We start from the raw sequence: 23,086 nt of genomic DNA, 5'->3' as shown, positions 1-23,086 counted from the left end.
GATCCCAAGCCGGCCGGCGCCTCCGGCGGCTCCCCGCTGGGTGCGCATGCGCGTTTATCGGCGCACCACCTACTTGCACTGCTCGTGCATCGCCTGCATCCGCTGACGCATCTCCGGCGACATGGATTTCATGTGCTCTTGCATCATTGCTTGCTGCTCTGCAGCGGACTTTCCGCTCATCATCTTCCTGTGCATCTCGCAATGAGCTTGCATGTCCATCGAATCCATCGTGGCATGAGCATGGTCGGAGCCCTTCTGAGGGGCTGCGGCGCAGCCAACCAGTGCGCCGGCCAGTAGCGCCGATGAAACCAGGGCCACGACGCGTGAAATCAGCTTCATTGATAGACCTTCCAAATTGAACCGTGACAATCGGAGCCTAGAGTTGATTTCGGAAGGAACCATTGACTCACCTCAAGCGAAGGTGCGTCAACGACGGGCCACTCATCCGGGCTCAAGATTTTGTGCCGCGATGCAGCAGCGGCAAGGGACCGCTGCATTTTCCTTGCTCGTACTCCGCACGCAGTCTGGACGACTTAGCGGGCGCGCTTCAACTCCGTAACGGTGGCACTGCCCCGAATCATCTCGGCCTGGAATTTCACTTTCTGCCCGACACTGACGCCCTTCAGCAACTTCTTGTCAGCGACATCGAAGCCCATGGTCATGGGACCCATCGCGAGATTCGGAAGGTCCCCGTGCTCGATCACGATAAGGCCGCTTGAGATGTCGATCTGCCGAATGACCCCGTCCACAAGTGGCATCGCTGCATGGGATGCGGACGGTAGAGGCTTCTCCGTCGCCGCGGAGTCCTGAGCTCGGGCACCAGCGACAGCTACAAGCACAACCGCTGACAGCAGAGACGGGAAGTTCATGGAAAACTCCTGAGGACTAGCTAAGAGGAGGGAGTAGGAAGCGCGGCCCCATCATGCACGCGCCCCGCAACAGGCTCTCGACGACGACGGCGTCGTCGCAGGAGGTGTAGGGGTCGCCCTGGGAAGCGCCGGCAGGGGCTCATCCGCGCTGCTTAGTTCGCCGCCTGGAGGACCGTCACGATGTACGCGCCGTTTTGCTTCTCGGCAGTGAACTTCACCTTATCACCTTCCTTGAGCCCATCCAGCAGCTTCTTGTCGGGGACGGTGAAGACCATCGTCATGGCCGGCATGTCGAGGTTCACCAGCGGTCCGTGGCGCAGCGTGACCTTTCCTTGGGCCAGGTCAATCTTGCGCACTTCGCCTTCGGATTGCGGAGCCGAAGCCGCGGCCTGCGTCGAGTGGTGAGAGGCGTGGTCCCCCGACTCGGGGGCTTGCTGTGCGTAGGCGCCGGCGGAAGCCAGCAGAGCAGCGGCGATGAGAGCTTGGATTGCTTTCATGGAGAACTCCTTAGGTTTTGGGATAGGTGGCAAAGACGCTGGAGCGCCCTGCCTTGTCGATGAGAAGAACCTGATACGGGTCCTTTCGAGAGCCCACTTCCATTCCCGGCGACCCGACGGGCATGCCAGGCACGCTCAGGCCGACGGCATCCGGTTTCCTTGCTAGCAGGCGCTTGATGTCTTCGGCGGGCACGTGGCCCTCGATGGCATAGCCGGCGACTACCCCGGTATGGCAGCTGCCGAACTCGTCCGGGATGCTCCAGCGCTTGCGAACGGCACCGGTGTCGGGGACTTCGGTGACTTTCACCGGGAATCCCGCGGCCTCCAGGTGGTCTACCCAGGCGCCGCAGCAGCCGCAGTCCGGGTTCTTGAAGACCTCGACTCGCGGGAGAGAAGCTGCCGCCAAGGCCGGAATTGTCGCCACCGCTGCGGCAGCAGCGACCGTCAGAAGGTGTCTGCGCTTCACTTGACGCTCACGTTGCCGACCATGCCGGCTTCAAAATGACCCGGGATGAGGCAAGCGAACTGGAACTCGCCGGCCTTGGTGAACTGCCACACAATCTCGCCGGTGGCGCCTGGCTTCACGTGCGTCATGCTGGGCTCGTCGTGCTCCATGCCGGGGTGCTTCTTCATCAGCTCGGCGTGCTCTTTCAGAGCCTGGGGCGTGCCGAGCACCATCTCGTGCAGCACGGCCCCCTGGTTCGCGACGACGATGCGGACGGTCTCTCCCTTTTTGAACGTGATGCTCTCAGGGTTGAAGCGCATCTTGTCGCTCATGCCGACCCGGATGGTCCGAGAAGCGTTCTTCGGATCGCCCTGCCGACCAAATGGGGTGTCTTCCACCTTGCTGGCGTCGTACTTCTGCGCCGTTGGATGTTTCTCATCGCCATGCGCATACGCGTTAGAGGCGAGTACGGCGGCGGCAGCCACGAGAAGGCTGAGGATTTGTTTGGATTTCATCGTTCGTCTTTCCTCTAGGTTTTGATGCTCAATGCCCAGTGTGGGCGGTAGGCTTGCGGACATTCATCGTCATGGTGTCGCGCGACGGTGTGGCAGTCGCGCCGGGCGCACGGGAAGGCTGCGTCAGCTCGCCGGCGTACTCATAGGCCACGGTGCCCTGCGGGTGCTTGTACCAACCAGGGTCTTTGTAGTCGCCACGCTTCAGGTCGTCCCGCACCTTCACGGCCGTGAACATGCCGCCCATCTCCATGGGTCCGAAGGGGCCCTGACCGGTCATCATTGGCAGCGTGTTGTCGGGAATTGGCATCTCCATGGCGCCCATGTCTGCCATCCCCTTGTCACCCATCGCCATGTAGTCCGGAACGAGCTTCGTGATGCGTTCGGCCACTCCGCGGTGATCCACCCCAATCATGTTTTCGACGGCGTGGCCCATAGGACCCATCGTGTGGTGAGACTTGTGGCAGTGGATGGCCCAGTCCCCGGCGACAGCGTCAAACTCGAACGCGCGCATCTGCCCAACCGCCACATCGGTCGTGACTTCCGGCCAGCGAGCGGCCGGCGGAATCCAACCTCCATCCGTGCCGGTCACGGTGAAGTGCGGCCCATGCATGTGAATGGGATGGTTCGTCATGGTCAGGTTGCCCACGCGAACACGGACCCGGTCACCAGCTCGGGCAACGATGGGATCGATGCCGGGGAACGTACGGCTGTTGAAGGTCCACAGGTTGAAGTCCGTCATCTCCGCCGTGCGCGGGGTGGCACTTCCGGGCTCAATGTCGTAGGCCGCGAGCAGGAACACGAAGTCCCTGTCCACCCGCATCTGGCGCTGGTCCTTCGGGTGGATGATGAACATGCCCATCATTCCCATTGCCATCTGAACCATCTCGTCGGCGTGGGGGTGGTACATGTGGGTACCAGACCGCAGCAAGGTGTACTCATAGACGAAGGTCTTGCCTGGCGGAATGTGCGGCTGGGTCATGCCGCCTACACCGTCCATTCCTGAGGGCAGCTGAATTCCGTGCCAGTGCACAGTGGTGTGCTCCGGCAACTTGTTCGTCAAGAAGATGCGCACCCGGTCGCCCTCCACCGCCTCGATGGTCGGCCCAGGGCTGGAGCCGTTGTAGCCCCACAGATTCGCCTTCATCCCAGGCGCGAACTCTCGGACGACTGGCTCGGCGACCAGGTGGAACTCCTTGACGCCGTTGTTCATGCGCCAAGGTAGCGACCACCCGTTCAGCGTCGCTACAGGGTTGTACGGGCGGCCGGTGTTCGGAATCAGCGGCGGCTGCATCGTCGGAGAGGTCTGGATGACCGCTTCCGGCAACGAGGCGGCGCCGACTCGGCTCACTGCAGTCGCGCCCAAGGCAACAGCGCCCGCCGTCTTGAAGAAATTACGTCGATTGGACATGGTGGTGGTTCTCTCAGTGCGCGGCAGCAGCGGGCGCGGCCGCGCCGGGCGACGGGCCACTAGCGGCCGCAGCTCCCGGCGAGCGGCCAGTCAGCGCGGTGTTCAGGGTGGTGTCGGCAATCCAGAAGTCCCGCAGAGCTTGGACATAGGAGCTCACGCTCCGGACTTGCTCGCGCGAGTCGGCGAGAAGTTCGAAGACACCAATGAGCATGCCGTTGTAGCGAAGAAGATTCTCTTCCGAGATTCGCTTCCTGAGCGGGATGACCTCATCTCGGTAGTGCTTGGCCAAGTCATATGCCGTCCGATAGGCGGAGTACGACTCCCGGACCTGCGAGCGCGCGTTCACAGCCACTTCGGCCGTGCGGTGCACCGCCTGCATGTAAGTTGCCTCCGCCCGTGCGAGCCGAGTCGAGCCGAAGTCAAACAGCGGCAGCTCCAGCTCCACCTCATAGCCGTTGGCGCGGGGTTCCCCGGAAACGCTCTTGTTCTGGTACCCGATCTCCAGCACGTTGATGAAGCGCGTCGTCTTCGTCAGGCCGAGGGAGCGCGCCGTCGATTCGGCGCTGCGGCGTGCGGCCAGAACGTCAAGGCGCTTCTCCATCGCGGTCTGCTCAGCGTTCTTTGGCTCAACCAATGTCTTCGGCAGATCAGGCAAACGCTCCGGCAGCATGACATTGAGCTGTTGCCCCCACAGGCCCAGCGCCCGCGCCAGCCGTTCGCGTTCAGCGACTGCCTGATGCTGCGCACGGGCTAGCTCGGAGGTGGCGTCCGCGTAGAACGCCTGCTCCCGCATCTGGGCAAGCTTGTTGAAGTTGCCCGCCTGAACCATGCGTTTGGCCAGCTCGTTGGACACGTCAGCGGCCTCTTTGACCTGCTGCAGGAACTTCACAAGATCCTGGGCTGCCACTGCGCTGTAGAAGGCCCGACGCGCTTCCACGGCAACACCGACGGCGTCGCCGGCGGCCTGGAACTGCGTCTCCTCGAACCTGCGCTGCTCCACCTGCCGCGCCACGGGCATGGTGAGCATGCCCAGCACGTTGAACATCACAGATCGTTCGATTTCGACTACTCCACCACCCTCGCGCAGGCGGCCGAAACTGAAGAGCGGGTTCGCGAGCCGGCCAGCGCGCACCAGCTCGGACTCGGCGATGCCGAGGGAATGGAGGTTCGCCTGCAGGCCCCGGTTGTTCAGGAATGCCACTTCAACGGCGGATTCGGCCGTGAGCGGCTGCTTGAGCAGCTCGTCCACTCGCGCCCGAGCGTTCTCAGTGTCTTCAGCGCTGCGCTGGTACGCCGGCGCTTGACCCGTGCGCTCTTTGGTGAGCTCGGAGACGCGGTCGAAGCCGCCGTCCGTGGAGAACGAGGCACAGCCCGCCAGGAACACCGCCGCGGCGGCAGTTACGGTCAGACGAATCATTAGTGGCTCCCGTGACCCTGATGGCCGGCCGGCGCCTGAGGTGCTGCCGCAGGCGCCGGGGTGGGAGCGGCCTGCCGCGGAGTGGCTGCAGGCGCTGATGTCGTGCCGGGCGCAGCCCCATGGCCGCCGTGACCACCGCCTTTGGCGGCCGCGCCGCGCACCGTGTCGTTGACCGCGCGCCAGTCGGCCGGCTTGATGTCCTGCCAAGGCTTGTAGTCCGAGAAGGCGGACTGGTATCCCAGGGCGGGTGCGCCTGCCTCAGCGTCGGCCGGATTGGCCTGGGCCGCCGCCGTGAGCGGGAGCCCCATGAGGACGGCAATCGCCGCCCAGGGAGATGTTTTCTTTTTCATTACCCGAAGTCATCTGAACCGCCGACTTGGTCGGCCGATGCCCGTGCGGACGCACGAGCGCTATCAGGCCTCGCGCGGAGGCCTCAATGGGTCAGATGGTTCGAGGTGGCCGCTCCTGGCCGTCCGAAATAAAACTCGGAGGCGGAGCGTAGAGGTGCGGGAAGACAGTGGCGACAGTCTGCGGCTCAGCAGTAGTCGCAGTGCCGCTGACCATGCCGGTCACCGAGCAGAAAGCTGAGCACAGGTTGCACTTGTCGGCAGGGTCGCCAGCGCTGGCGAAGTCATGGTGGTCGGCATGCTCGGACGCGAGTGCGGGACCGGCTTGTTGCCCGCTCGCCTCGTGGTTGTGTGCATGCCCGTGGTCGTGCGCCTGCTCAGCCATCGGAACTTCGGTCTGCGCTCCCGTGCCTGCGACTGGGCACATCATGGCAGCAGCCAGCGCGCCCCTAAGCGGGAGCAGCACTGCAAGCAGCACCAGGAGCCAAACGCGAAACGACTTCACAGGAGTTAGTTTACCGTGGGGCAGAAAGTTCAACCGTAAAGGCACTGGCGTCAAGCCTGCTGAAGACAGCCTAGACCTTGCCCCTATGGAAAGGTCAAGGAATCGAGCGAGTTTTTTTCAGGCTGAGCTTCAGCCTCCCGCTACAAGTACAGGTAGCTCCTGCTCCGCGTAGCTGGGCATCGAGCATCACCGTGCCATGCGGCGATGCACCCAAGCGAAGAAGGTGCCGGCCAGAAACGCCCATACGGACATCACCAGCAGGGCCTCGATGAACCCTCCCCAGGAGAACGGTGCCGGCTTCAGCAGCAGGCTGAAGTCGAAGCCGTGAAACAGGTTGTTCATGAAGCCTAGGAACGCGCCGGGGGCTGCCATCCAGGCCAAGGTGCACAACGTGTAGAAAACGGCCACTGTGATGGCAAGCGCGACGCCGGTACGAAGCGAGCCTGCAGCAGAGCCGGCGCTCTGCAAGGGGGCGGTGAGCGTAGTCATGTCGGATTCCGATTCGGCAAGGATTGCCTCCGAATCAATTTAGGAGGCCCAGAGGCCTCCGCGTTGACTTGCATCAAGCTCAATGGGCGGAGCCGAGCAGGGCCCAGGTTGGTCGGGCACGTTGAAAAAGTAAAGCGCTTGACCCTGACATCATGGGAAGGTTGATAGTTGCTCCACCAACGCCGAAAGGAGAAGCAATGGTCACCTTCCAAGTCAATGACATGATCTGCGGACACTGCGCGAGCGCTATCTCTCGCGCGGTCGTGGCAGTCGACAAGAACGCCCGCATGGACATCCGCATTCAACAGAAGCTTGTGCGGGTAACCGGCACCGCGTCGGCCGCCGAACTCGCCAAGGCCATCCAGGCCGCCGGCTACACACCCCAGGAGGTCCAGGATGACTCAGTCAAGGCTGCTGCGCTACGGGGATCGGGCGGGTGTGGCTGCGGCTGCGGCACCCCAAACGCCACCGCGGTTGACGCTCGTCAACAAGCCACTACCGCCGCCGGCTCATGCTGCAGTTGACATAGGAGCCCAGCATGGACCAGCAGCACGCCCGCCCTTCATTCTGGAAGACGCCTTTCGGCATCGTCGCGACCTTGGTCGCGGTTGCCGCGAGCATCTACCTGTACCTGGTGCACAAGGACCATGTCCTGGCGCTGCTGCCCTACGCCTTCCTGGCCGCTTGCCCAGTGATGCACATGTTCATGCACCGGGGGCACGGCCATGGGGGCCACTCACACGGCGGCAGCCGGAAAGGCGATGGCCCGCGGCGCAGCTAAAGCTGCGGAGGTCGCCTCCGGTCTGGGCGCAATCGTCCTGGGCGCCGGACTGGCCCTGTTGGTGCCAGATGCCCTTCGCGGATACGCGATCCCCATCCTCGTGACCGGCATCTTGATCCACGGGGTCGGGATGAGCCTGAAACACCGGCTGGAGGCAGTCGAGCGAGAGCCCCGTTGGTGGGAGCGAGTGCTCTTCTGGTTGTGTTGGGTGTGTTTGGCCCTGTTGGCAATCTGGTTGCTGGTCCGTCCGTTCACAACCTGAGGCTGGGCGCTGCGCGAGCGGCTCGCCTGGCCCCAAACTAAAGAAAACTGGAGCACGCCATGCAACGGGAAAACTCCTCCCATGGAGAGCGCGGTGCTGAGCACCCGCACGACCATCATCATGACCACGCCGACCACGCCGACCACGCCGACCACGCCGACCACGCCGACCACGCCGACCACGCCGACCACGCCGACCACGCCGACCATGCGCACCATGCGCACCATGCGCACCATGCGCACGATGCCCATGGTGACCAGGCCGTAACGTCAGGCGACGCCGAGTACACCTGCCCCATGCACCCGGAGGTGCGCCAGGCAGGGCCTGGAAAGTGTCCTAAGTGCGGCATGTTCCTGGAGCCGGTCGGCGCTCCGTCGACCCATGCGCACGGCCACGGCCACAGCCAGGCCCAAAAGCACCACGACCACCATCATCACCACGCTGCGCCGGCGAAGGGGTCCGGCGCTGCACCAGCGGCGGTGACGGGCGGGAAGGACGTCGAGTACACGTGTCCGATGCACCCGGAAATCCGTCAGATGGGCCCAGGCAACTGTCCCATTTGCGGAATGGCCCTCGAGCCGGTGATTGCCACTGGCGAGACCGGTGAGAGCCCGGAGCTGCGGGATATGACCCGCAGGTTCTGGATTGGCCTGGTGCTGACCTTGCCGGTGTTGTTCTTGGAGATGGGCGGGCACCTGTTCGACATCGGCCATCTGGTGCGACCACAGACCTCGAACTGGATACAAATGCTGTTCGGAACGCCGGTGGTGCTTTGGGCCGGCTGGCCCTTCTTTGTTCGGGGCTGGCAGTCATTGTTGAACCGCAGCCTGAACATGTTCACCCTGATCGCGCTCGGCACAGGCGCGGCCTGGCTGTACAGCATGGTCGGCACGCTCGCTCCGGGCCTATTCCCGCCGGAGCTGCGCGGACATGAGGGAGCGGTGGCCATCTACTTCGAGGCGGCGGCCGTCATCACGGTGCTGGTGCTCCTTGGCCAGGTCCTCGAGCTGCGCGCTCGCGAGAAGACCTCAGGCGCCATCAAGGCCCTCCTCGACTTGGCACCTAAGACAGCCGTTCGCGTGGGCTCCGACGGCTCCGACGAGACGGTGCAGATTGACACCATCCAGGTTGGCGAACACCTGCGGGTGCGACCAGGCGAGAAGGTGCCCGTGGATGGAGAGCTCATCGAGGGCAAGGGAACGGTCGACGAGTCCATGGTGACGGGGGAGCCAATGCCGGTGGCCAAGGCGCCAGGGTCGAAGGTCACGGCCGGCACCATCAACCAGACCGGGGGCTTCGTGATGAAGGCGGAAAAGGTCGGGGCCGACACCCTCCTATCGCAGATCGTCCACATGGTGGCGGCCGCTCAGCGCAGCCGCGCTCCCATCCAGCGAATGGCCGACCAGGTTGCCGCGTGGTTCGTGCCGGTCGTCATCGTGGTCGCCCTCGTCACATTCGGAGCTTGGCTGCTCTGGGGCCCCAGCCCGGCGTTTTCGTATGCACTCATCACCTCCGTGGCTGTCCTCATCATCGCCTGCCCCTGCGCGCTGGGCCTCGCCACGCCCATGTCCATCATGGTCGGAGTTGGGCGCGGCGCCCAGCACGGCGTCCTAATTCGGGATGCCGAGGCGCTCGAGCGCATGGAGAAGGTGGATACCTTGGTGGTCGATAAGACGGGCACATTGACAGAGGGCCGGCCAAAAGTGGTTCACATTGAGGCGGCAGCGGGCTTTCAGTCCGACGACCTGCTCCAGAAGCTCGCCAGCGTCGAGCGCGCGAGCGAACACCCCCTGGCGATGGCGGTTGTGGCGGCGGCACAAGAACGCAGGCTGCAGCTCTCGGAGGTCACCGACTTCGACTCGCCTGTGGGCAAAGGAGTAGTCGGCAGGGTCGGCGGTATGGACGTCGTCAGTGGTGCGGGCAAGTTCCTCGGCGAGCGCGGTGTCGACGTTGCGTCGCTGCAGGCCGCGGCGGAAAAGCAGCGTGCACGTTCTGCGACCGTCATCTTCGTAGCCCTGGCCGGCAGGCTCGCAGGCTTCGTCGCCATCGCAGACCCCATCAAGGAGACCACGCCTGCTGCTCTGAAGGCTCTGCGGGAAGCCGGCGTGCGAATCGTGATGCTCACCGGTGACGGCAAGACGACCGCCGAAGCTGTCGGCAAGGAGCTGGGCATCGACGAAGTGGTCGCAGAGGTCTTCCCGGAAGACAAGGCGAACATCGTGCAGCGCCTGCGCGGTGAAGGCCGCGTAGTCGCCATGGCCGGCGACGGCGTGAACGATGCCCCGGCGCTGGCTGCGGCCGAAGTGGGCATCGCGATGGGGACTGGGACGGACGTGGCGATGGAGAGCTCCGGCGTGACGCTCCTGAAGGGCGACCTGATGGGCATCGTCCGCGCCCGCAAGCTGTCGCAGGCGACGATGCGGAACATCCGGCAAAACCTCTTCCTCAGCTTCGCCTACAACGTAGCGGGCATTCCGCTCGCCGCGGGCGTGCTGTACCCTCTCTTCGGGCTGCTGCTCTCGCCCGTGGTGGCTGCAGCTGCGATGGCGCTTTCGTCGGTAAGCGTCATCGCAAACGCGCTTCGCCTGCGGACGGTGAGCGTCGACTGAACGTCTCCGCTCGTCTGCACGACCAGCGCTGCACAGGGCCGGACTGTGTCGCTCGACGTATTCGAAAGGTTGGCCAAGGGCCTGGGGATTGCCGTGGCCGAACTCTTCTCGTGAACTGCCAGAACTATGTGCTGGAAGCTCGTTCTACATAGTTGTGATACATAGCAAAGCCAGAGGGGAGTTACTCACTCACTCACCAACTATGTAGGTTATGGGGGCGACTCCCACGAAGAACCCCTCGTTCGAGGTGAACTCGGCGCTGCTGTCGCGGGCGGCGGTGTACGTCCTGCAGCCGCTCACCGAGGACGACCTGCGCACCATCGTCGGCAAGGCGCAGGCGCTGGGCGCGGTGCCGGCGGTGGAGGAGGCCGCGCTCGCCCGGCTGGTCGCCTATGCCGACGGCGATGCGCGCCGGCTGCTCAACACGCTGGAGACGCTGGCGGTGGCGGCGGCCAACGAGAAGCTCGAGGCGATTGGCGACGCCTGGCTGCTCAAGGTGCTGGGCGAGCGCATGCGCCGCTACGACAAGGGCGGCGAGCAGTTCTACGACACCATCAGCGCGCTGCACAAGTCGGTGCGCGGCTCCGATCCCGACGCCTCGCTGTACTGGTTCGTGCGCATGCTCGATGGTGGCGCCGACCCGCGCTACATGGCACGCCGGCTGGTGCGCATGGCCAGCGAGGACATCGGCCTGGCCGACCCGCGCGCGCTGCGGCTGGCGCTGGACGCGGCCGACACCTACGAGCGGCTCGGCTCGCCGGAGGGCGAGCTGGCGCTGGCGCAATGCGTGGTCTACCTCGCCGTCGCGCCCAAGTCGAACGCGGTCTACAAGGCCTTCAACGAGGCCAAGGCCTTCGTGCGCCAGGACGGCACCCGGCCCGTGCCGCTGCACCTGCGCAACGCGCCGACGCAGCTGATGAAGGACCTGGCGTACGGCAAGGGCTACCGTTACGCCCACGACGAAGAAGGCGGCTTCGCGGCGGGCGAGACCTATTTCCCCGAAGGCGTGGAGCCGCCGGCGTTCTACCGTCCGGTCGGACGCGGGCTCGAGATCCGCATCGGCGAGAAGCTGCGCGAGCTGCAGAACATGAACGCGCGCCCGGACGACGGCGACGGCCGGCAGGAAGGGTAAACCCCGCCGCCAAGCGGCTGTCCGGCTGAGTCGCTTGGCTACAATCCGCGCCAGAATCAAACCCGTCCTGCATGCATGGCGGGTTTTTTGCTAGATGGCCCCGAGGTCCACGAGACCGCACGGGTCGCGCGATGCGGCCCGACCACCGGAAGGGCCCGACGGCGCCAGGCGACCGGCCAGGAAACGGAGAGAGAACCAGTCTATGGAAATCCTGCTGCAGCAGATCATCAACGGTCTGGTCCTGGGCAGCATGTATGCCCTGGTGGCCCTTGGCTACACCATGGTGTACGGCATCATCAACCTGATCAACTTCGCGCACGGCGAGGTGCTGATGGTGGGGGCGCTCACGAGCTGGGCCATCATCGTGCAGATGCAGGAAGCCATGCCCGGCGTGCCCGGCTGGATCATCCTGCTGGTCGCGATGATCATCTCCTGCGTGGTCGCGGCGGCGCTGAACTTCGTGATCGAGAAGGTCGCCTACCGGCCGCTGCGCAACAGCCCGAAGCTGGCGCCCCTGATCACCGCCATCGGCATGTCGATCCTGCTGCAGACGCTGGCGATGATCATCTTCAAGCCGAACTACAAGCCCTATCCCACGCTGCTGCCGGCGGCCCCCATCCAGTTCGGCGGCGCCGTCATCACGCCCACGCAGATCATGATCCTGGGCCTGACCGCGGTCTCGCTGGCGGTGCTGATGTACCTGGTGAACTACACCAAGCTGGGACGCGCCATGCGCGCCACGGCCGAGAACCCGCGGGTCGCGGCGCTGATGGGGGTGCGGCCCGACATGGTGATCTCGGCCACCTTCATCATCGGCGCCGTGCTGGCCACCATCGCCGGCATCATGTACGCGTCCAACTACGGCACGGTGCAGCACACCATGGGCTTCCTGCCCGGGCTCAAGGCCTTCACGGCGGCGGTGTTCGGCGGCATCGGCAACCTGGCCGGCGCGGTGGTCGGCGGCATCCTGCTGGGCCTCATCGAGTCCATCGGCTCGGGCTACATCGGCGTGCTCACCGGCGGCGTGCTGGGCAGCCACTACAGCGACATCTTCGCCTTCATCGTCCTGATCATCATGCTCACGCTGCGGCCCTCGGGCCTGCTCGGCGAGCGGGTGGCGGACCGGGCCTGACGTGGGAGCGACACCATGAAGACCACCCGCACCGGCTGGATCGCTTTCGGCGCCGCGCTCGTCCTGCTGCCACTGCTGCTGCAGTACATGGGCAACTTCTGGGTGCGCATCGCCGACGTGGCGCTGCTGTACGTGCTGCTCGCGCTGGGCCTGAACATCGTGGTGGGCTTTGCCGGCCTGCTCGACCTGGGCTTCGTGGCCTTCTTCGCCATCGGCGCCTACATGTACGGCCTGATGGCGTCGCCCCACCTGTCCGAGACCTTCGCCTGGTTCGCGCGCCTGTTTCCCACCGGGTTGCACACGTCGATCTGGCTGGTGGTGCCACTGGGCGCCTTCATCGCGGGCGTGCTGGGCATCCTGCTGGGCGCGCCGACCCTGAAGCTGCGCGGCGACTACCTGGCCATCGTCACGCTCGGCTTCGGCGAGATCATCCGGGTGTTCCTGAACAACCTGGACCACCCGGTGAACATCACCAACGGTCCCAAGGGCCTGAACCAGATCGACTCGATCCGCATCCTGGGCCTGAACCTGGGCCGCCCGCTGGAGATCGGCGACTACACGCTGTCGGCGGTGACGCTCTACTACTACTTCTTCCTCATCCTGGTGGTGCTGTCGGTGGTCATCTGCCACCGGCTCGAGCTCTCGCGCATCGGCCGCGCCTGGATGGCCATCCGCGAGGACGAGATCGCCGCCAAGGCCATGGGCATCAACACCCGCAACATGAAGCTGATGGCGTTCGGCATGGGCGCCACCTTCGGCGGCGTGTCGGGCGCGATGTTCGCGGCCTTCCAGGGTTTCGTCTCGCCCGAGTCGTTCAGCCTGATGGAGTCGGTGATGATCGTCGCCATGGTGGTGCTGGGCGGCATCGGCCACCTGCCGGGGGTGATCCTCGGCGCGGTGCTGCTGTCGGCCATGCCCGAGGTGCTGCGCTGGGTGTCGGGCGTGTTCGACCTGCAGCGGCTCACCGACGGCCGCCTCGATGCGTCCATCCTGCGCCAGCTGCTCATCGCGCTGGCCATGATCATCGTCATGCTGCTGCGCCCGCGCGGGCTGTGGCCCACCCCCGAGCACGGCAAGTCGCTGCCGACGCCGGCGGGCAAGTGAGGGAGAGGGCCATGGCGGACACCGTCCTTCGCGTCGCGAACATCTCCAAGCGCTTCGGCGGGCTGCAGGCCCTGTCGGACGTGGGCCTGACCATCGAGCGCGGCCAGGTCTACGGCCTCATCGGCCCCAACGGCGCCGGCAAGACCACCTTCTTCAACGTCATCACCGGCCTGTACACGCCCGACAGCGGCACCTTCGAGCTGGCCGGCAAGCCGTACAAGCCGACCGCGGTGCACGAGGTGGCCAAGGCCGGCATCGCCCGCACGTTCCAGAACATCCGCCTGTTCGCCGACATGACGGCGCTCGAGAACGTCATGGTCGGGCGCCACATCCGTACCGGCTCCGGCCTGGTCGGCGCCATGCTGCGCACCCGCAAGTTCGTCGCCGAGGAGGCCGCCATCGCCAAGCGGGCGCAGGAACTGCTCGACTACGTGGGCATCGGCAAGTACACCGACTACAAGGCCCGCACGCTCTCCTACGGCGACCAGCGCCGGCTGGAGATCGCGCGCGCCCTGGCCACCGACCCGCAGCTCATCGCGCTGGACGAGCCGGCGGCCGGCATGAACGCCACCGAAAAGGTGCAGCTGCGCGAGCTCATCGACCGCATCCGCAAGGACGACCGCACCATCCTGCTGATCGAGCACGACGTGAAGCTGGTCATGGGCCTGTGCGACCGGGTCACCGTGCTCGACTACGGCAAGCAGATCGCCGAGGGCACGCCGGCCGACGTGCAGAAGAACGAGAAGGTGATCGAGGCCTACCTCGGCACCGGGGGGCATTGAGATGGCGGACGTCCTGCTGAAGGTCAGTGGCCTGAAGGTCGCGTACGGCGGCATCCAGGCGGTCAAGGGGGTGGATTTCGAGGTCCACGCGGGCGAGCTGGTCACGCTGATCGGCTCCAACGGCGCCGGCAAGACCACCACCATGAAGGCCATCACCGGCCTGCTGCCGATGAACGACGGCGACATCCAGTACCTCGGTCGCAGCATCCGCGGCCGCGGCGCCTGGGACCTGGTGAAGGAAGGCCTGGCCATGGTGCCCGAGGGCCGCGGCGTGTTCACGCGCATGACCATCACCGAGAACCTGCAGATGGGCGCGCACATCCGCAACGACCGCGCCGAGGTGGCGAGCGACCTCGACAAGGTGTTCACCATCTTCCCGCGCCTGAAGGAAAGGCGCGACCAGCTGGCCGGCACCATGTCCGGCGGCGAGCAGCAGATGCTGGCGATGGGCCGTGCGCTCATGAGCCGCCCGCGCGTGCTGCTGCTCGACGAACCGTCGATGGGCCTGTCGCCCATCATGGTCGACAAGATCTTCGAGGTGGTGCGCGAGGTGTACGCGCAAGGCGTCACCGTGCTGCTGGTGGAGCAGAACGCCAGCCGCGCGCTGCAGATCGCCGACCGCGGCTACGTCATGGAGTCGGGCCTCATCACCATGGCCGGCGAGGCCCGGCAGATGCTCAGCGACCCCAAGGTGCGGGCCGCCTACCTGGGCGAGTGAACGCCTAGTAGCGGTACTGCAGGCCCAGGCTGGTCGAGCGCACCGGGCCACCGTTGGCGGGGCCGCGCAGGTCGTAGCTGTCGACGCCGAACGTGGCCGACAGGCGCTGCGTGACGTCCATGCTCACGCCGGCCCCGAACGCCATCCCGTAGCTGCCCTCGCCCAGGGGGACGGGCGCCGCCATGGCCGCACCGGTGTCCCCCAGAGCGGTGGTGGTCGCGGTGCCGAGGCGCCCATAGAGCGAGAAGCTGCTGCCGAACAGGGGCTGGCGGCCGACCACGCTCAGGCTCATGCCTTGGCGGCCGGTCCACCAGCCGGGGCGCGGCGCCGAGGCGAGGTTGAGGCTGCCCACCTCGACCGCCCAGTTGAGGCTGCGGGGCTGCCGCAGCGCGGCCAGCGAGGCCTGTTCCTGGCCGCAGGGCAGCAGCGAGGCGCCGCAGCCGATCGGCATGGAAACCCGGTTGGCGTTCAAGCCCACGCTGGTGGTGGGAGGTCGCAGCGACCCGGGCGCCGCGTCCTGCGCGAGGGCTGGTGTACTGGCCAGCGCACAGGCGCCGAGCACCGCCCAGAGGGTTGGAGGAATCCGCAGTTGGCTGACTGACATCGCCGCTCCTCGCTGTTTCCGTTCGGAACAATGTACGCCGCTTGTAGCTCGACGCTTGTCGGACAAACCGCACAGCTAGCGGCGAGGCTTGATCGCCCGACGCTACGGAAAAAGGAGCGCTATCTCCAATATCGGATTGGCTGCCGCGCTAAATCGTTGCGGAAGACTCTACAGATGAGCAAGTGGGATTTTTGCGTTTGCTTGCAGTCTGCGTGGCCCCGGCGCATCTGGCCGGGGCTGCGGCCCCGGGTCAATCGACCTTGGCGCCGGAAGCCTTGACCACCTTCTCGTACTTGGCCAGTTCCGAGCGCATGAAAGCCTGGAATTCCTCGGGGGTGGTGGCCACCGGCTCGGCCATGAGGCCGGCGAATCGCGTCTTCGACTCGTCGGTGCGCAGGGCCGCCACGAAGGCCTGGTTCAGGCGCGCGATGGTCTCCCTGGGCGTCGCCGCCGGCGCGACCAGGCCCCACCAGGTGTCGATGGCGAAGCCCTTGAGCGTGTCGGCGACCGGCGGCACGCCCGGCAGGCTGGGCGAGGCATGCAGCGTGGTGACGGCCAGCGCCTTCAGCTTGCCGGCGCGGATGTTCGGGGCCGCGGTGGCCAGGTTGTCGAAATTGAAGTCGACCTGGCCCGACAGCAGGGCCAGCTGCGCCGGGTTGCCGCCGTTGTAGGGGATGTGCACGGCGAAGATGCCGGCGTCGCGCTTGAACATCTCGCCCGCCAGGTGGCCGGCGCTGCCGTTGCCGCCGCTGCCGTAGTTCAGCTTGGCGGGGTTGGCCTTGGCGTAGGCGATGAGGTCTGCGAGGGTGTTGATCTTCAGCCGCGCGGCGGTCTCGGCGTTGACCACCAGCACGTTGGGCACGCGGACCATCTGCGTGATCGCGGCGAAGTCCTTCACCGCGTCGTAGGGCATCCTGCTGAACAGCCAGGGATTGATGGCGTGCGTCGCGACCGCCGAAATGCCGATCGTCAGCCCGTCCGGCGCGGCCTTGGCCACCGCATCGGCACCGATGTTGCCGCCGCCACCCGGCCGGTTCTCGATGATCACCGTGCCCAGCGAGTCCTTGACCCGCTCGGCCAGCACGCGGGCCGTGACGTCGATGGGGCCGCCGGCGGCGTAGGGGACGATCAGCCGGATCGGGCGTTGCTGGGCGAATGTGGGCAGTGCCGCGGCCGCGGCCATGCCGGAGAGGAGGAGGTGTCTGCGCTTCATGGGCCGCGATTGTGCGGCACCCGCGCGGACACCCCCGGCGGCCCCGCGCCGCCGCCCCGTCAGCCCAGGCGGGCGAGCTGGTCGCGCAGCTTGGCCAGGGCGGCGCCGAAGTCGGCGATGCGCTTGCGTTCCTGCTCGATGACCGCCGGCGGTGCCTTGGCGACGAACGCCTGGTTGGCCAGCTTGCCGTTCGCCTTGCCGACCTCGCCGTCCAGGCGCGCGATCTCCTTGGCCAGGCGGGCCTTCTCGGCGCCGACGTCGATCTCCATGTACAGGCACAGGTGGGCGTCGCCGACCACGGCCACCGGCGCCGCCTTGGCCGCGCTGGCCCAGGCCGCCTCGTCGTCGAACACCTGCACCTCGCTCAGCTTGGCCAGCGCCTGCAGCACCGGCGCCGCCTCGCGCAGGAAGGCCTGGTCGCCCACCGCATAGAGCGGCAGGCGGGTCGACGGCGACACGTTCATCTCGCCGCGCAGCTGCCGGCAGCTGTCGACCACGGCGCGCAGGCGGTCGACCCAGGCGATGGCCTGCGGGTCGATCTTCTCGGGCTGCGCCTGCGGATAGCGGGCGATGCTGACCGATTCGCCGGCGATGCCGGCGACGGGCGCGACCTTCTGCCACAGCTCCTCGGTGATGAAGGGGATGACCGGATGGGCCAGGCGAAGGATGGCTTCCAGCGTGCGGATCAGGGTGCGGCGGGTGGCGCGCTGCTGCGCTTCGTCGCCGTTGCGGATCTGCACCTTGGCGATCTCGAGATACCAGTCGCAGTACTGGTTCCAGACGAAGTCGTAGACGGCGTTGGCGACGTTGTCCAGCCGGTACTCGGCAAAGCCCTTGGCGACCTCGGCCTCGACCTGCTGCAGCAGCGACGCGATCCAGCGGTCGGCCTGCGAGAAGCGCAGGTACCCGTGCGCCGGCCCGCCCGGCTGGCAGTCGGCCTTGGTGTGCTCCTTCAGGCCGCAGTCCTGGCCCTCGCAGTTCATCAGCACGAACAGCGAGGCGTTCCAGAGCTTGTTGCAGAAGTTGCGGTAGCCCTCGCAGCGCTTGGCGTCGAAGTTGATGCTGCGGCCCAGCGAGGCCAGCGAGGCGAAGGTGAAGCGCAGCGCGTCGGCGCCATAGGCCGGGATGCCCTCGGGGAACTCCTTCTCGGTGTTCTTGCGCACCTGGGGCGCGGTCTCGGGCTTGCGCAGGCCGGTGGTGCGCTTGTCCAGCAGCGGCGCCAGCGAGATGCCGTCGATCAGGTCCACCGGGTCGAGCACGTTGCCCTCGGACTTGCTCATCTTCTTGCCGTGCGAGTCGCGCACCAGGCCGTGGATGTAGACGTCGCGGAACGGCACCTGGCCGGTGAAGTGCGTCGTCATCATGATCATCCGGGCGACCCAGAAAAAGATGATGTCGTAGCCGGTGACCAGCACCGTGGAGGGCAGGTACAGCGCCAGGTCCTTCGTGCTGTCGGGCCAGCCCAGGGTCGAGAAGGGCACCAGCGCCGACGAGTACCAGGTGTCCAGCACGTCCTCGTCGCGGCGCAGCTGCTTGCCCGGGGCCCGCGCCTGCGCCTCGGCCTCGCTGCGGGCGACGTAGACGGTGCCGTCCTCGTCGTACCAGGCCGGGATCTGGTGGCCCCACCAGAGCTGGCGCGAGATGCACCAGTCCTGGATGTTGTTCATCCACTGGTTGTAGGTGTTGACCCAGTTCTCCGGCACGAAGCGCACCTGCCCGCCCTGCACCGCGTCGATGGCCTTCTGCGCGATCGACTTGCCGGTGGGGTCCTGCTCGCTGACCTTGGTCATGGCGACGAACCACTGGTCGGTGAGCATGGGCTCGACCACCTGGCCGGTGCGGCCGCAGCGCGGCACCATCAGCTTGTGCTTCTTCGTTTCGACCAGCAGGCCCTGGGCCTCCAGGTCGGCCACGACCTGCTTGCGTGCCACGAACCGGTCCAGGCCCTGGTAGGCGGCCGGTGCGTTCTCGTTGATCTTGGCGTCCAGCGTGAGCACGCCGACGAGGGGCAGGCCATGGCGCTGGCCGACCGTGTAGTCGTTCGGGTCGTGCGCCGGCGTCACCTTGACCACGCCGGTGCCGAAGGCGCGGTCGACGTAGGCGTCGGCGATCACGGGGATGTCGCGGCCGACCAGCGGCAGGCGCACGGTCTTGCCGACCAGCCCGGCGTAGCGCTCGTCCTCGGGGTGGACCATCACGGCCACGTCGCCGAGCATGGTCTCGGGACGCGTGGTGGCCACCGTCAGCGAGCCGCTCCCGTCGCTCAGCGGGTAGCGGATGTGCCAGAGGAACCCGTCCTCCTCCTCGCTCTCGACCTCCAGGTCGCTCACGGCGGTCTTGAGCTCGGGGTCCCAGTTGACCAGCCGCTTGCCGCGGTAGATGAGGCCCTGCTCGTACAGGCGCACGAAGGTCTCGGTGACGATGGTCGACAGGCCCTCGTCCATGGTGAAGTACTCGTGCGACCAGTCCACGCTGTCGCCCATGCGGCGCATCTGCGTGGTGATGGTGTTGCCCGACTTCTCCTTCCAGTCCCAGACCCGGGCGACGAAGTTCTTGCGCCCCAGGTCGTGGCGGCTGGTGCCCTGCTCCTGCAGCTGGCGCTCGACCACGATCTGGGTGGCGATGCCCGCATGGTCGGTGCCCGGCACCCACAGCGTGTTGAAGCCGCGCATCCGGTGGTAGCGCGCCAGGCTGTCCATGATGGTCTGGTTGAACGCGTGGCCCATGTGCAGCGTGCCGGTCACGTTGGGCGGCGGCAGCTGGATGGCGAACGAGGGCTCGCCGTCCCGGGGCTCGCCGGTGCCGCGGTAGCCGGCCCGCGCGAGACCCTTCTGTTCCCAGGTGGGACCCCAGCGCGCCTCGATGGCGGCCGGTTCGAAGGACTTGGACAGGCTGGCGAGGCCAGGTTGGGCGGGCGAATCGCTCATGGTGGGGCGGAAAACGAAAGCGGCACCGCGAGGATGCCGCCGTTGGAGGAAGAAGCCCCGATTTTATCGGGCGGGCCAGTTCAGGCAGGCCGCGCGGTCACCCCGGGGCCCTGCGCGGCCGCATCCACGCAGGCGCGCAGGACCCGGGCATCGCCGACCTGGTTGGCCAGCAGCAGGATGAGCCGGGCATTGAGCAGTTCCGACTGGTCCCGGTCGAGCCCGGCGTGGGCGTCGAGCAGGTGCTCGTAGAAGCCGTCGGCATCCTCGAAATGCAGCGTGGTCTTCATGCGGCTTCCTCCCGGGCGCCCAGGGCGCAGGCAACGGCGTCGACGACGCCGGCATTGATGGCCTCGCCGGTGGCGGCGACGTAGGCGTCCGGCCGCAGCAGCGCCCAGGCGTGGCCGAACACATGGCAGGCGCCCTGCAGGTGGCCCTTCGGGTCGCGCACGTGTTCCAGGGCGCCGGGCGCGTCGGTCGCGCCGAGCACCTGCACGCAGCGCAGCGGGGCGGCCTGGACCAGTTCGCGCACGCGCGCCAGCCCGGCCCGGCCGGGGTCGCCGAACACCAGCAGCAGCAGCCGGCCCTCGGCCCACAGCAGCAGGTCGTTGACCAGCCCGGTCGTGCCGTCGGACCAGTGGAACGACACGTTTTGCACCGACTGGCCTCCCGTCGGGTCGCAGGCGCAGGACCGGGTGTAGGTATTGGCCACCGCCATGCGGCCGGTGTTGACCAGCTGGCGGGCGAAGGGGTACTGCCGCGCCAGCCCGAGCGCGGCGGTGCGGAACACCCGCTCCATCCCGTCGGCCGGCCGCAGGAAGCGCGCCGTGCGGTTGGTCACCAGCACGTTCTGGCAGGCGGCCTCGTGGCGCTCGTCGTGGTAGCTGTCCAGCAGGCGCGGCGGCGCGCGGCCCTGCAGCACCGCCGCCAGCTTCCAGGCCAGGTTGTCGGCGTCGGCGATGCCCGTGTTGCCGCCGCGGGCACCGAAGGGGCTCACCACCTTGGCCGCGTCGCCCATGAAGAACAGCCGGCCGTGCCGCATGGCGTCGACGCACTCGCTGCGGTAGGCATACGGGCCCACCCAGACGATCTCGACCTCGCAGTCGGCGCCGAACTGGCGCGCCAGCCGCTCGCGCACCACGTCCTCGCGGCTGACCTGCTCGGGGTCGGCGTCGGGCGGCATCTGGTAGTCGATGCGCCAGACGTCGTCGCCCATCAGGTGCTGCCAGACGGCCCGGTTCTCGTTGAACGGGGCCTCGATCCAGGTGTGGCGTTCCACCGGCGGGTGCCGGGTGAAGCGCACGTCGGCGATGCACCAGCGGTCGTCGCCCTTACGGGCGGTGACGGAGGCTCCGACCCAGCGGCGGAACGGGCTGTGCGAGCCGGTGGCGTCGATCACGTGGTCGGCCGTCAGGCGGTAGTCGCCGGCCGGCGTGGTGACCGACAGCGTGGCGCGCCGCTCGTCCTGCTCGAAGGCGGTGACCCGGTTCTGCCAGCGCAGGTCGATGCCGCCCAGGTCCTGGATGCGCTCGACCAGGTAGCCCTCGATGTAGAACTGCTGGATGTTGATGAAGGGCGGCTGGCTCGACAGGTTGTAGCCGGCCTGCTGCCGCAGGTCGAACGAGTACACCTCGTCGTGGCCGGCGAAGGTGCGGCCCACGCTCCACTGGATGCCCTTGCGCGCGATGCGCTCGTACACGCCCAGCCGGTGGAAGATCTCGAGCGACTTCTGCGTGTAGCAGATGCCCCGCGAGGCGGCGCCCTTGACGCCGACCGTGTTGTCCTCGTCCAGCAGCACGGCGGCCACCCCGTAGCGGGCCAGGGCGCACGCCAGCGTCAGGCCGGCCAGGCCGGCGCCGACGATGACCACCGGGTGGTGGGCGGATTGCCCGGTCCGCAGCTCGGCGGGCGCGACGAACGGGTATTCGGGCAGCTGGTAGCCGCTGCCCTGGGTGAACTCGTAGCCGTTGCGGAAGGTGGTGTCGGCCCAGCCGGTGCGCAGCTCGTCCATTCCCGTCCTCCTCAGCTGCCGGAGAACTCCGGGCGGTCGTTCCGCTGGGGCTTGAGCGGCGCCGTCGCCCGGCCGGCGGCACGGTCGCGGCGCCACTGGTCCTTGCGGGCCGTCCACTCGGCCAGCCGTGCATGGGCGGTCTTGCTCTCTTGCAGCATCTGGAATTCGTCGGCCTGCTGGGCCGTGAGTTCCAGCCGCACGCCGTTGGGGTCGAAGAAGTAGATGCTGTGGAAGATGTGGTGGTCGGTCACGCCGAGCACCTCGACGCCGTGCGCCTGCAGGCGCGCCTTCATGTCCTCCAGCGCCTGGACGGAGTCGACCCGGAACGAGATGTGGTTGACCCACTGCGGCGTGTTGGGCGAGGGTTCGCAGGCCTGGTCGTCGCCGAGGTCGAAGAAGGCGATGAAGGAGCCGTCCTGCAGGCGGAAGAAGAAGTGCGTGTACGGGCAGTACTCGCCCGTGCTGGGCACGTGGTCGCTCTGGATGATGTGGTACAGCGGCAGCCCCAGGATGTCCTCGTAGAACTGCCGGGTCTCCTCGGCGTCGCGGGCGCGGTAGGCGTAGTGGTGCAGCTGGCGGATGGGAGCGGGGGCGGGCAGGGGGCTCGGGGGCTTCAGGACGGCGGCCATGGCATCTCTCCGGCATTCAACTATGCGTAATGCATTTACTATAACGTAACGCTGTGCCTGCGAACGCGACCGTTGCCGGGCTGGCGTCCACCGCTGTGCCGCGGGCTATCGGGGCCTTAGCGCGATTCAATCGGAATCCCGGGTGCTGCCCGGTTGGCTGCGCAAAACCGCACAGTTACAGTCGACGGGTCCTCGGGCAGCGCACCTGCCTCCCGGGGCCCGATCGATCCGATCAACCCACACAGGAGAATTCCATGGCAACCCTCAAGGGCTCCAAGACGGAAGAGAACCTCAAGGCCGCTTTCGCGGGCGAATCGCAGGCCAACCGGCGCTACCTGTACTTCGCGAACAAGGCCGACGTGGAAGGCCAGAACGACGTCGCGGCGCTGTTCCGCTCGACCGCCGAGGGCGAGACCGGCCACGCGCATGGCCACCTCGAGTGGCTGGAGCAATCGGGCGATCCCGCCACCGGGCTGCCGATCGGCAGCACGCGGCTGAACCTGCAGGCGGCCGTGGCCGGCGAGACCCACGAGTACACGGACATGTACCCCGGCATGGCCAAAACGGCGCGCGACGAAGGCTTCGACGAGGTCGCCGACTGGTTCGAGACGCTGGCCAAGGCGGAGCGCTCACACGCCAACCGCTACACGCGCGCCCTGAACGAGCTGGTCGACTGAAGACAAGCGGCCGGGC

The 23,086-nt window shown here is 66.8% G+C and carries 23 protein-coding genes and 1 pseudogene; 10 read left to right on the top strand and 14 right to left on the bottom strand.

The genetic code is table 11. The features are described 5' to 3' along the window. Positions 1-69: 69 nt before the first annotated feature. From GON04_RS09280 to GON04_RS09245, 8 genes are all read right to left on the bottom strand, one after another. Entirely contained in the window at positions 70-339 is a 270-nt protein-coding gene (locus tag GON04_RS09280) for a hypothetical protein (protein ID WP_157397618.1), read from the bottom strand. 194 nt (positions 340-533) lie between these two features. After that, a complete protein-coding gene (locus GON04_RS09275; RefSeq protein ID WP_157397617.1) occupies positions 534-869 on the bottom strand; it encodes a copper-binding protein in 336 nt (111 codons plus the stop codon). Between the two features lie 152 nt (positions 870-1,021). Beyond that, positions 1,022-1,366: a copper-binding protein gene (locus tag GON04_RS09270; protein WP_157397616.1), complete on the bottom strand. Its 345-nt coding sequence runs from the start codon at positions 1,364-1,366 to the stop codon at positions 1,022-1,024. A gap of 10 nt (positions 1,367-1,376) precedes the next feature. Next, positions 1,377-1,832: a DUF411 domain-containing protein gene (locus tag GON04_RS09265; protein ID WP_181653964.1), complete on the bottom strand. Its 456-nt coding sequence runs from the start codon at positions 1,830-1,832 to the stop codon at positions 1,377-1,379. After that, the gene (locus GON04_RS09260) at positions 1,829-2,326 is read right to left on the bottom strand and encodes a cupredoxin domain-containing protein (protein WP_157397615.1); all 498 of its coding nucleotides are present in this window, start codon (positions 2,324-2,326) and stop codon (positions 1,829-1,831) included. The genes GON04_RS09265 and GON04_RS09260 overlap by 4 nt, the downstream gene beginning before the upstream one ends. A gap of 28 nt (positions 2,327-2,354) precedes the next feature. Beyond that, on the bottom strand, positions 2,355-3,734 hold the full coding sequence (locus GON04_RS09255; protein WP_157397614.1) for a multicopper oxidase family protein: 1,380 nt from the start codon (positions 3,732-3,734) through the stop codon (positions 2,355-2,357). A gap of 13 nt (positions 3,735-3,747) precedes the next feature. Further along, the gene (locus GON04_RS09250) at positions 3,748-5,151 is read right to left on the bottom strand and encodes a TolC family protein (protein WP_157397613.1); all 1,404 of its coding nucleotides are present in this window, start codon (positions 5,149-5,151) and stop codon (positions 3,748-3,750) included. A 1,038-nt stretch (positions 5,152-6,189) separates the two neighbouring features. Beyond that, complete coding sequence (locus GON04_RS09245) at positions 6,190-6,492, bottom strand: DUF5676 family membrane protein (RefSeq protein ID WP_157397612.1); 303 nt, start codon at positions 6,490-6,492, stop codon at positions 6,190-6,192. A 197-nt stretch (positions 6,493-6,689) separates the two neighbouring features. Between GON04_RS09245 and GON04_RS09240 the strand changes: the two genes are divergently transcribed. The 9 genes and pseudogenes from GON04_RS09240 (at position 6,690) to GON04_RS09200 (ending at position 15,012) form a co-directional block, all read left to right on the top strand. After that, positions 6,690-7,016 carry a heavy-metal-associated domain-containing protein gene (locus GON04_RS09240; RefSeq protein WP_157397611.1) on the top strand — a complete coding sequence of 109 codons (327 nt, stop codon included), beginning with the start codon at positions 6,690-6,692 and terminating at the stop codon, positions 7,014-7,016. 14 nt (positions 7,017-7,030) lie between these two features. Further along, a complete protein-coding gene (locus GON04_RS09235; protein ID WP_157397610.1) occupies positions 7,031-7,273 on the top strand; it encodes a DUF2933 domain-containing protein in 243 nt (80 codons plus the stop codon). A 343-nt stretch (positions 7,274-7,616) separates the two neighbouring features. After that, a complete protein-coding gene (locus tag GON04_RS09230) occupies positions 7,617-7,802 on the top strand; it encodes a hypothetical protein (RefSeq protein WP_157397609.1) in 186 nt (61 codons plus the stop codon). A gap of 29 nt (positions 7,803-7,831) precedes the next feature. Continuing rightward, on the top strand, positions 7,832-10,144 hold the full coding sequence (locus GON04_RS09225; protein ID WP_275406126.1) for a copper-transporting P-type ATPase: 2,313 nt from the start codon (positions 7,832-7,834) through the stop codon (positions 10,142-10,144). 211 nt (positions 10,145-10,355) lie between these two features. Beyond that, a pseudogene (locus tag GON04_RS09220) lies at positions 10,356-11,276 on the top strand (replication-associated recombination protein A); the annotation flags it as partial. Positions 11,277-11,478: 202 nt separating this feature from the next. After that, positions 11,479-12,408, top strand: a complete 930-nt coding sequence (locus tag GON04_RS09215; RefSeq protein ID WP_157397607.1) for a branched-chain amino acid ABC transporter permease — start codon at positions 11,479-11,481, stop codon at positions 12,406-12,408. Positions 12,409-12,423: 15 nt separating this feature from the next. Further along, positions 12,424-13,512: a branched-chain amino acid ABC transporter permease gene (locus GON04_RS09210; protein WP_157397606.1), complete on the top strand. Its 1,089-nt coding sequence runs from the start codon at positions 12,424-12,426 to the stop codon at positions 13,510-13,512. 11 nt (positions 13,513-13,523) lie between these two features. After that, entirely contained in the window at positions 13,524-14,294 is a 771-nt protein-coding gene (locus GON04_RS09205) for an ABC transporter ATP-binding protein (RefSeq protein WP_157397605.1), read from the top strand. Position 14,295: 1 nt separating this feature from the next. After that, a complete protein-coding gene (locus GON04_RS09200; RefSeq protein WP_157397604.1) occupies positions 14,296-15,012 on the top strand; it encodes an ABC transporter ATP-binding protein in 717 nt (238 codons plus the stop codon). Between the two features lie 4 nt (positions 15,013-15,016). Here GON04_RS09200 and GON04_RS09195 read toward each other — a convergent pair whose 3' ends face one another. From GON04_RS09195 to GON04_RS09170, 6 genes are all read right to left on the bottom strand, one after another. After that, positions 15,017-15,616, bottom strand: coding sequence for a hypothetical protein (locus GON04_RS09195; RefSeq protein WP_157397603.1), 600 nt, complete (start codon positions 15,614-15,616; stop codon positions 15,017-15,019). Positions 15,617-15,866: 250 nt separating this feature from the next. Then, the gene (locus GON04_RS09190; protein WP_157397602.1) at positions 15,867-16,829 is read right to left on the bottom strand and encodes a Bug family tripartite tricarboxylate transporter substrate binding protein; all 963 of its coding nucleotides are present in this window, start codon (positions 16,827-16,829) and stop codon (positions 15,867-15,869) included. A 59-nt stretch (positions 16,830-16,888) separates the two neighbouring features. Beyond that, positions 16,889-19,756: a valine--tRNA ligase gene (locus GON04_RS09185; protein WP_157397601.1), complete on the bottom strand. Its 2,868-nt coding sequence runs from the start codon at positions 19,754-19,756 to the stop codon at positions 16,889-16,891. 80 nt (positions 19,757-19,836) lie between these two features. Beyond that, positions 19,837-20,043 carry a DUF2783 domain-containing protein gene (locus GON04_RS09180; protein WP_157397600.1) on the bottom strand — a complete coding sequence of 69 codons (207 nt, stop codon included), beginning with the start codon at positions 20,041-20,043 and terminating at the stop codon, positions 19,837-19,839. Further along, entirely contained in the window at positions 20,040-21,764 is a 1,725-nt protein-coding gene (locus tag GON04_RS09175; protein ID WP_157397599.1) for an FAD-dependent monooxygenase, read from the bottom strand. The genes GON04_RS09180 and GON04_RS09175 overlap by 4 nt, the downstream gene beginning before the upstream one ends. Positions 21,765-21,775: 11 nt before the next feature. Further along, positions 21,776-22,393 carry a VOC family protein gene (locus tag GON04_RS09170; protein ID WP_157397598.1) on the bottom strand — a complete coding sequence of 206 codons (618 nt, stop codon included), beginning with the start codon at positions 22,391-22,393 and terminating at the stop codon, positions 21,776-21,778. Between the two features lie 254 nt (positions 22,394-22,647). On the opposite strand from GON04_RS09170, the gene GON04_RS09165 reads away from it, so the two are divergent. Further along, on the top strand, positions 22,648-23,070 hold the full coding sequence (locus GON04_RS09165) for a rubrerythrin family protein (RefSeq protein WP_157397597.1): 423 nt from the start codon (positions 22,648-22,650) through the stop codon (positions 23,068-23,070). The last annotated feature ends 16 nt before the right edge of the window (positions 23,071-23,086 follow it).

The organism is Ramlibacter pinisoli (assembly GCF_009758015.1).
Taxonomy (GTDB): Bacteria; Pseudomonadota; Gammaproteobacteria; order Burkholderiales; family Burkholderiaceae_C; genus Ramlibacter; species Ramlibacter pinisoli.
Note: the sequence above shows the minus strand (reverse complement) of the source record. Positions and strands in the feature narration are given on the sequence as shown.

Bases quoted from the DNA above. Each gene is read 5' to 3' on its own strand.
- GON04_RS09280 (WP_157397618.1), bottom strand. From the start codon at position 339: ATGAAGCTGATTTCACGCGTCGTGGCCCTGGTTTCATCGGCGCTACTG.
- GON04_RS09275 (WP_157397617.1), bottom strand. From the start codon at position 869: ATGAACTTCCCGTCTCTGCTGTCAGCGGTTGTGCTTGTAGCTGTCGCT.
- GON04_RS09270 (WP_157397616.1), bottom strand. From the start codon at position 1,366: ATGAAAGCAATCCAAGCTCTCATCGCCGCTGCTCTGCTGGCTTCCGCC.
- GON04_RS09260 (WP_157397615.1), bottom strand. From the start codon at position 2,326: ATGAAATCCAAACAAATCCTCAGCCTTCTCGTGGCTGCCGCCGCCGTA.
- GON04_RS09255 (WP_157397614.1), bottom strand. From the start codon at position 3,734: ATGTCCAATCGACGTAATTTCTTCAAGACGGCGGGCGCTGTTGCCTTG.
- GON04_RS09250 (WP_157397613.1), bottom strand. From the start codon at position 5,151: ATGATTCGTCTGACCGTAACTGCCGCCGCGGCGGTGTTCCTGGCGGGC.
- GON04_RS09245 (WP_157397612.1), bottom strand. From the start codon at position 6,492: ATGACTACGCTCACCGCCCCCTTGCAGAGCGCCGGCTCTGCTGCAGGC.
- GON04_RS09240 (WP_157397611.1), top strand. From the start codon at position 6,690: ATGGTCACCTTCCAAGTCAATGACATGATCTGCGGACACTGCGCGAGC.
- GON04_RS09235 (WP_157397610.1), top strand. From the start codon at position 7,031: ATGGACCAGCAGCACGCCCGCCCTTCATTCTGGAAGACGCCTTTCGGC.
- GON04_RS09230 (WP_157397609.1), top strand. From the start codon at position 7,617: ATGGAGAGCGCGGTGCTGAGCACCCGCACGACCATCATCATGACCACG.
- GON04_RS09225 (WP_275406126.1), top strand. From the start codon at position 7,832: ATGCACCCGGAGGTGCGCCAGGCAGGGCCTGGAAAGTGTCCTAAGTGC.
- GON04_RS09215 (WP_157397607.1), top strand. From the start codon at position 11,479: ATGGAAATCCTGCTGCAGCAGATCATCAACGGTCTGGTCCTGGGCAGC.
- GON04_RS09210 (WP_157397606.1), top strand. From the start codon at position 12,424: ATGAAGACCACCCGCACCGGCTGGATCGCTTTCGGCGCCGCGCTCGTC.
- GON04_RS09205 (WP_157397605.1), top strand. From the start codon at position 13,524: ATGGCGGACACCGTCCTTCGCGTCGCGAACATCTCCAAGCGCTTCGGC.
- GON04_RS09200 (WP_157397604.1), top strand. From the start codon at position 14,296: ATGGCGGACGTCCTGCTGAAGGTCAGTGGCCTGAAGGTCGCGTACGGC.
- GON04_RS09195 (WP_157397603.1), bottom strand. From the start codon at position 15,616: ATGTCAGTCAGCCAACTGCGGATTCCTCCAACCCTCTGGGCGGTGCTC.
- GON04_RS09190 (WP_157397602.1), bottom strand. From the start codon at position 16,829: ATGAAGCGCAGACACCTCCTCCTCTCCGGCATGGCCGCGGCCGCGGCA.
- GON04_RS09185 (WP_157397601.1), bottom strand. From the start codon at position 19,756: ATGAGCGATTCGCCCGCCCAACCTGGCCTCGCCAGCCTGTCCAAGTCC.
- GON04_RS09180 (WP_157397600.1), bottom strand. From the start codon at position 20,043: ATGAAGACCACGCTGCATTTCGAGGATGCCGACGGCTTCTACGAGCAC.
- GON04_RS09175 (WP_157397599.1), bottom strand. From the start codon at position 21,764: ATGGACGAGCTGCGCACCGGCTGGGCCGACACCACCTTCCGCAACGGC.
- GON04_RS09170 (WP_157397598.1), bottom strand. From the start codon at position 22,393: ATGGCCGCCGTCCTGAAGCCCCCGAGCCCCCTGCCCGCCCCCGCTCCC.
- GON04_RS09165 (WP_157397597.1), top strand. From the start codon at position 22,648: ATGGCAACCCTCAAGGGCTCCAAGACGGAAGAGAACCTCAAGGCCGCT.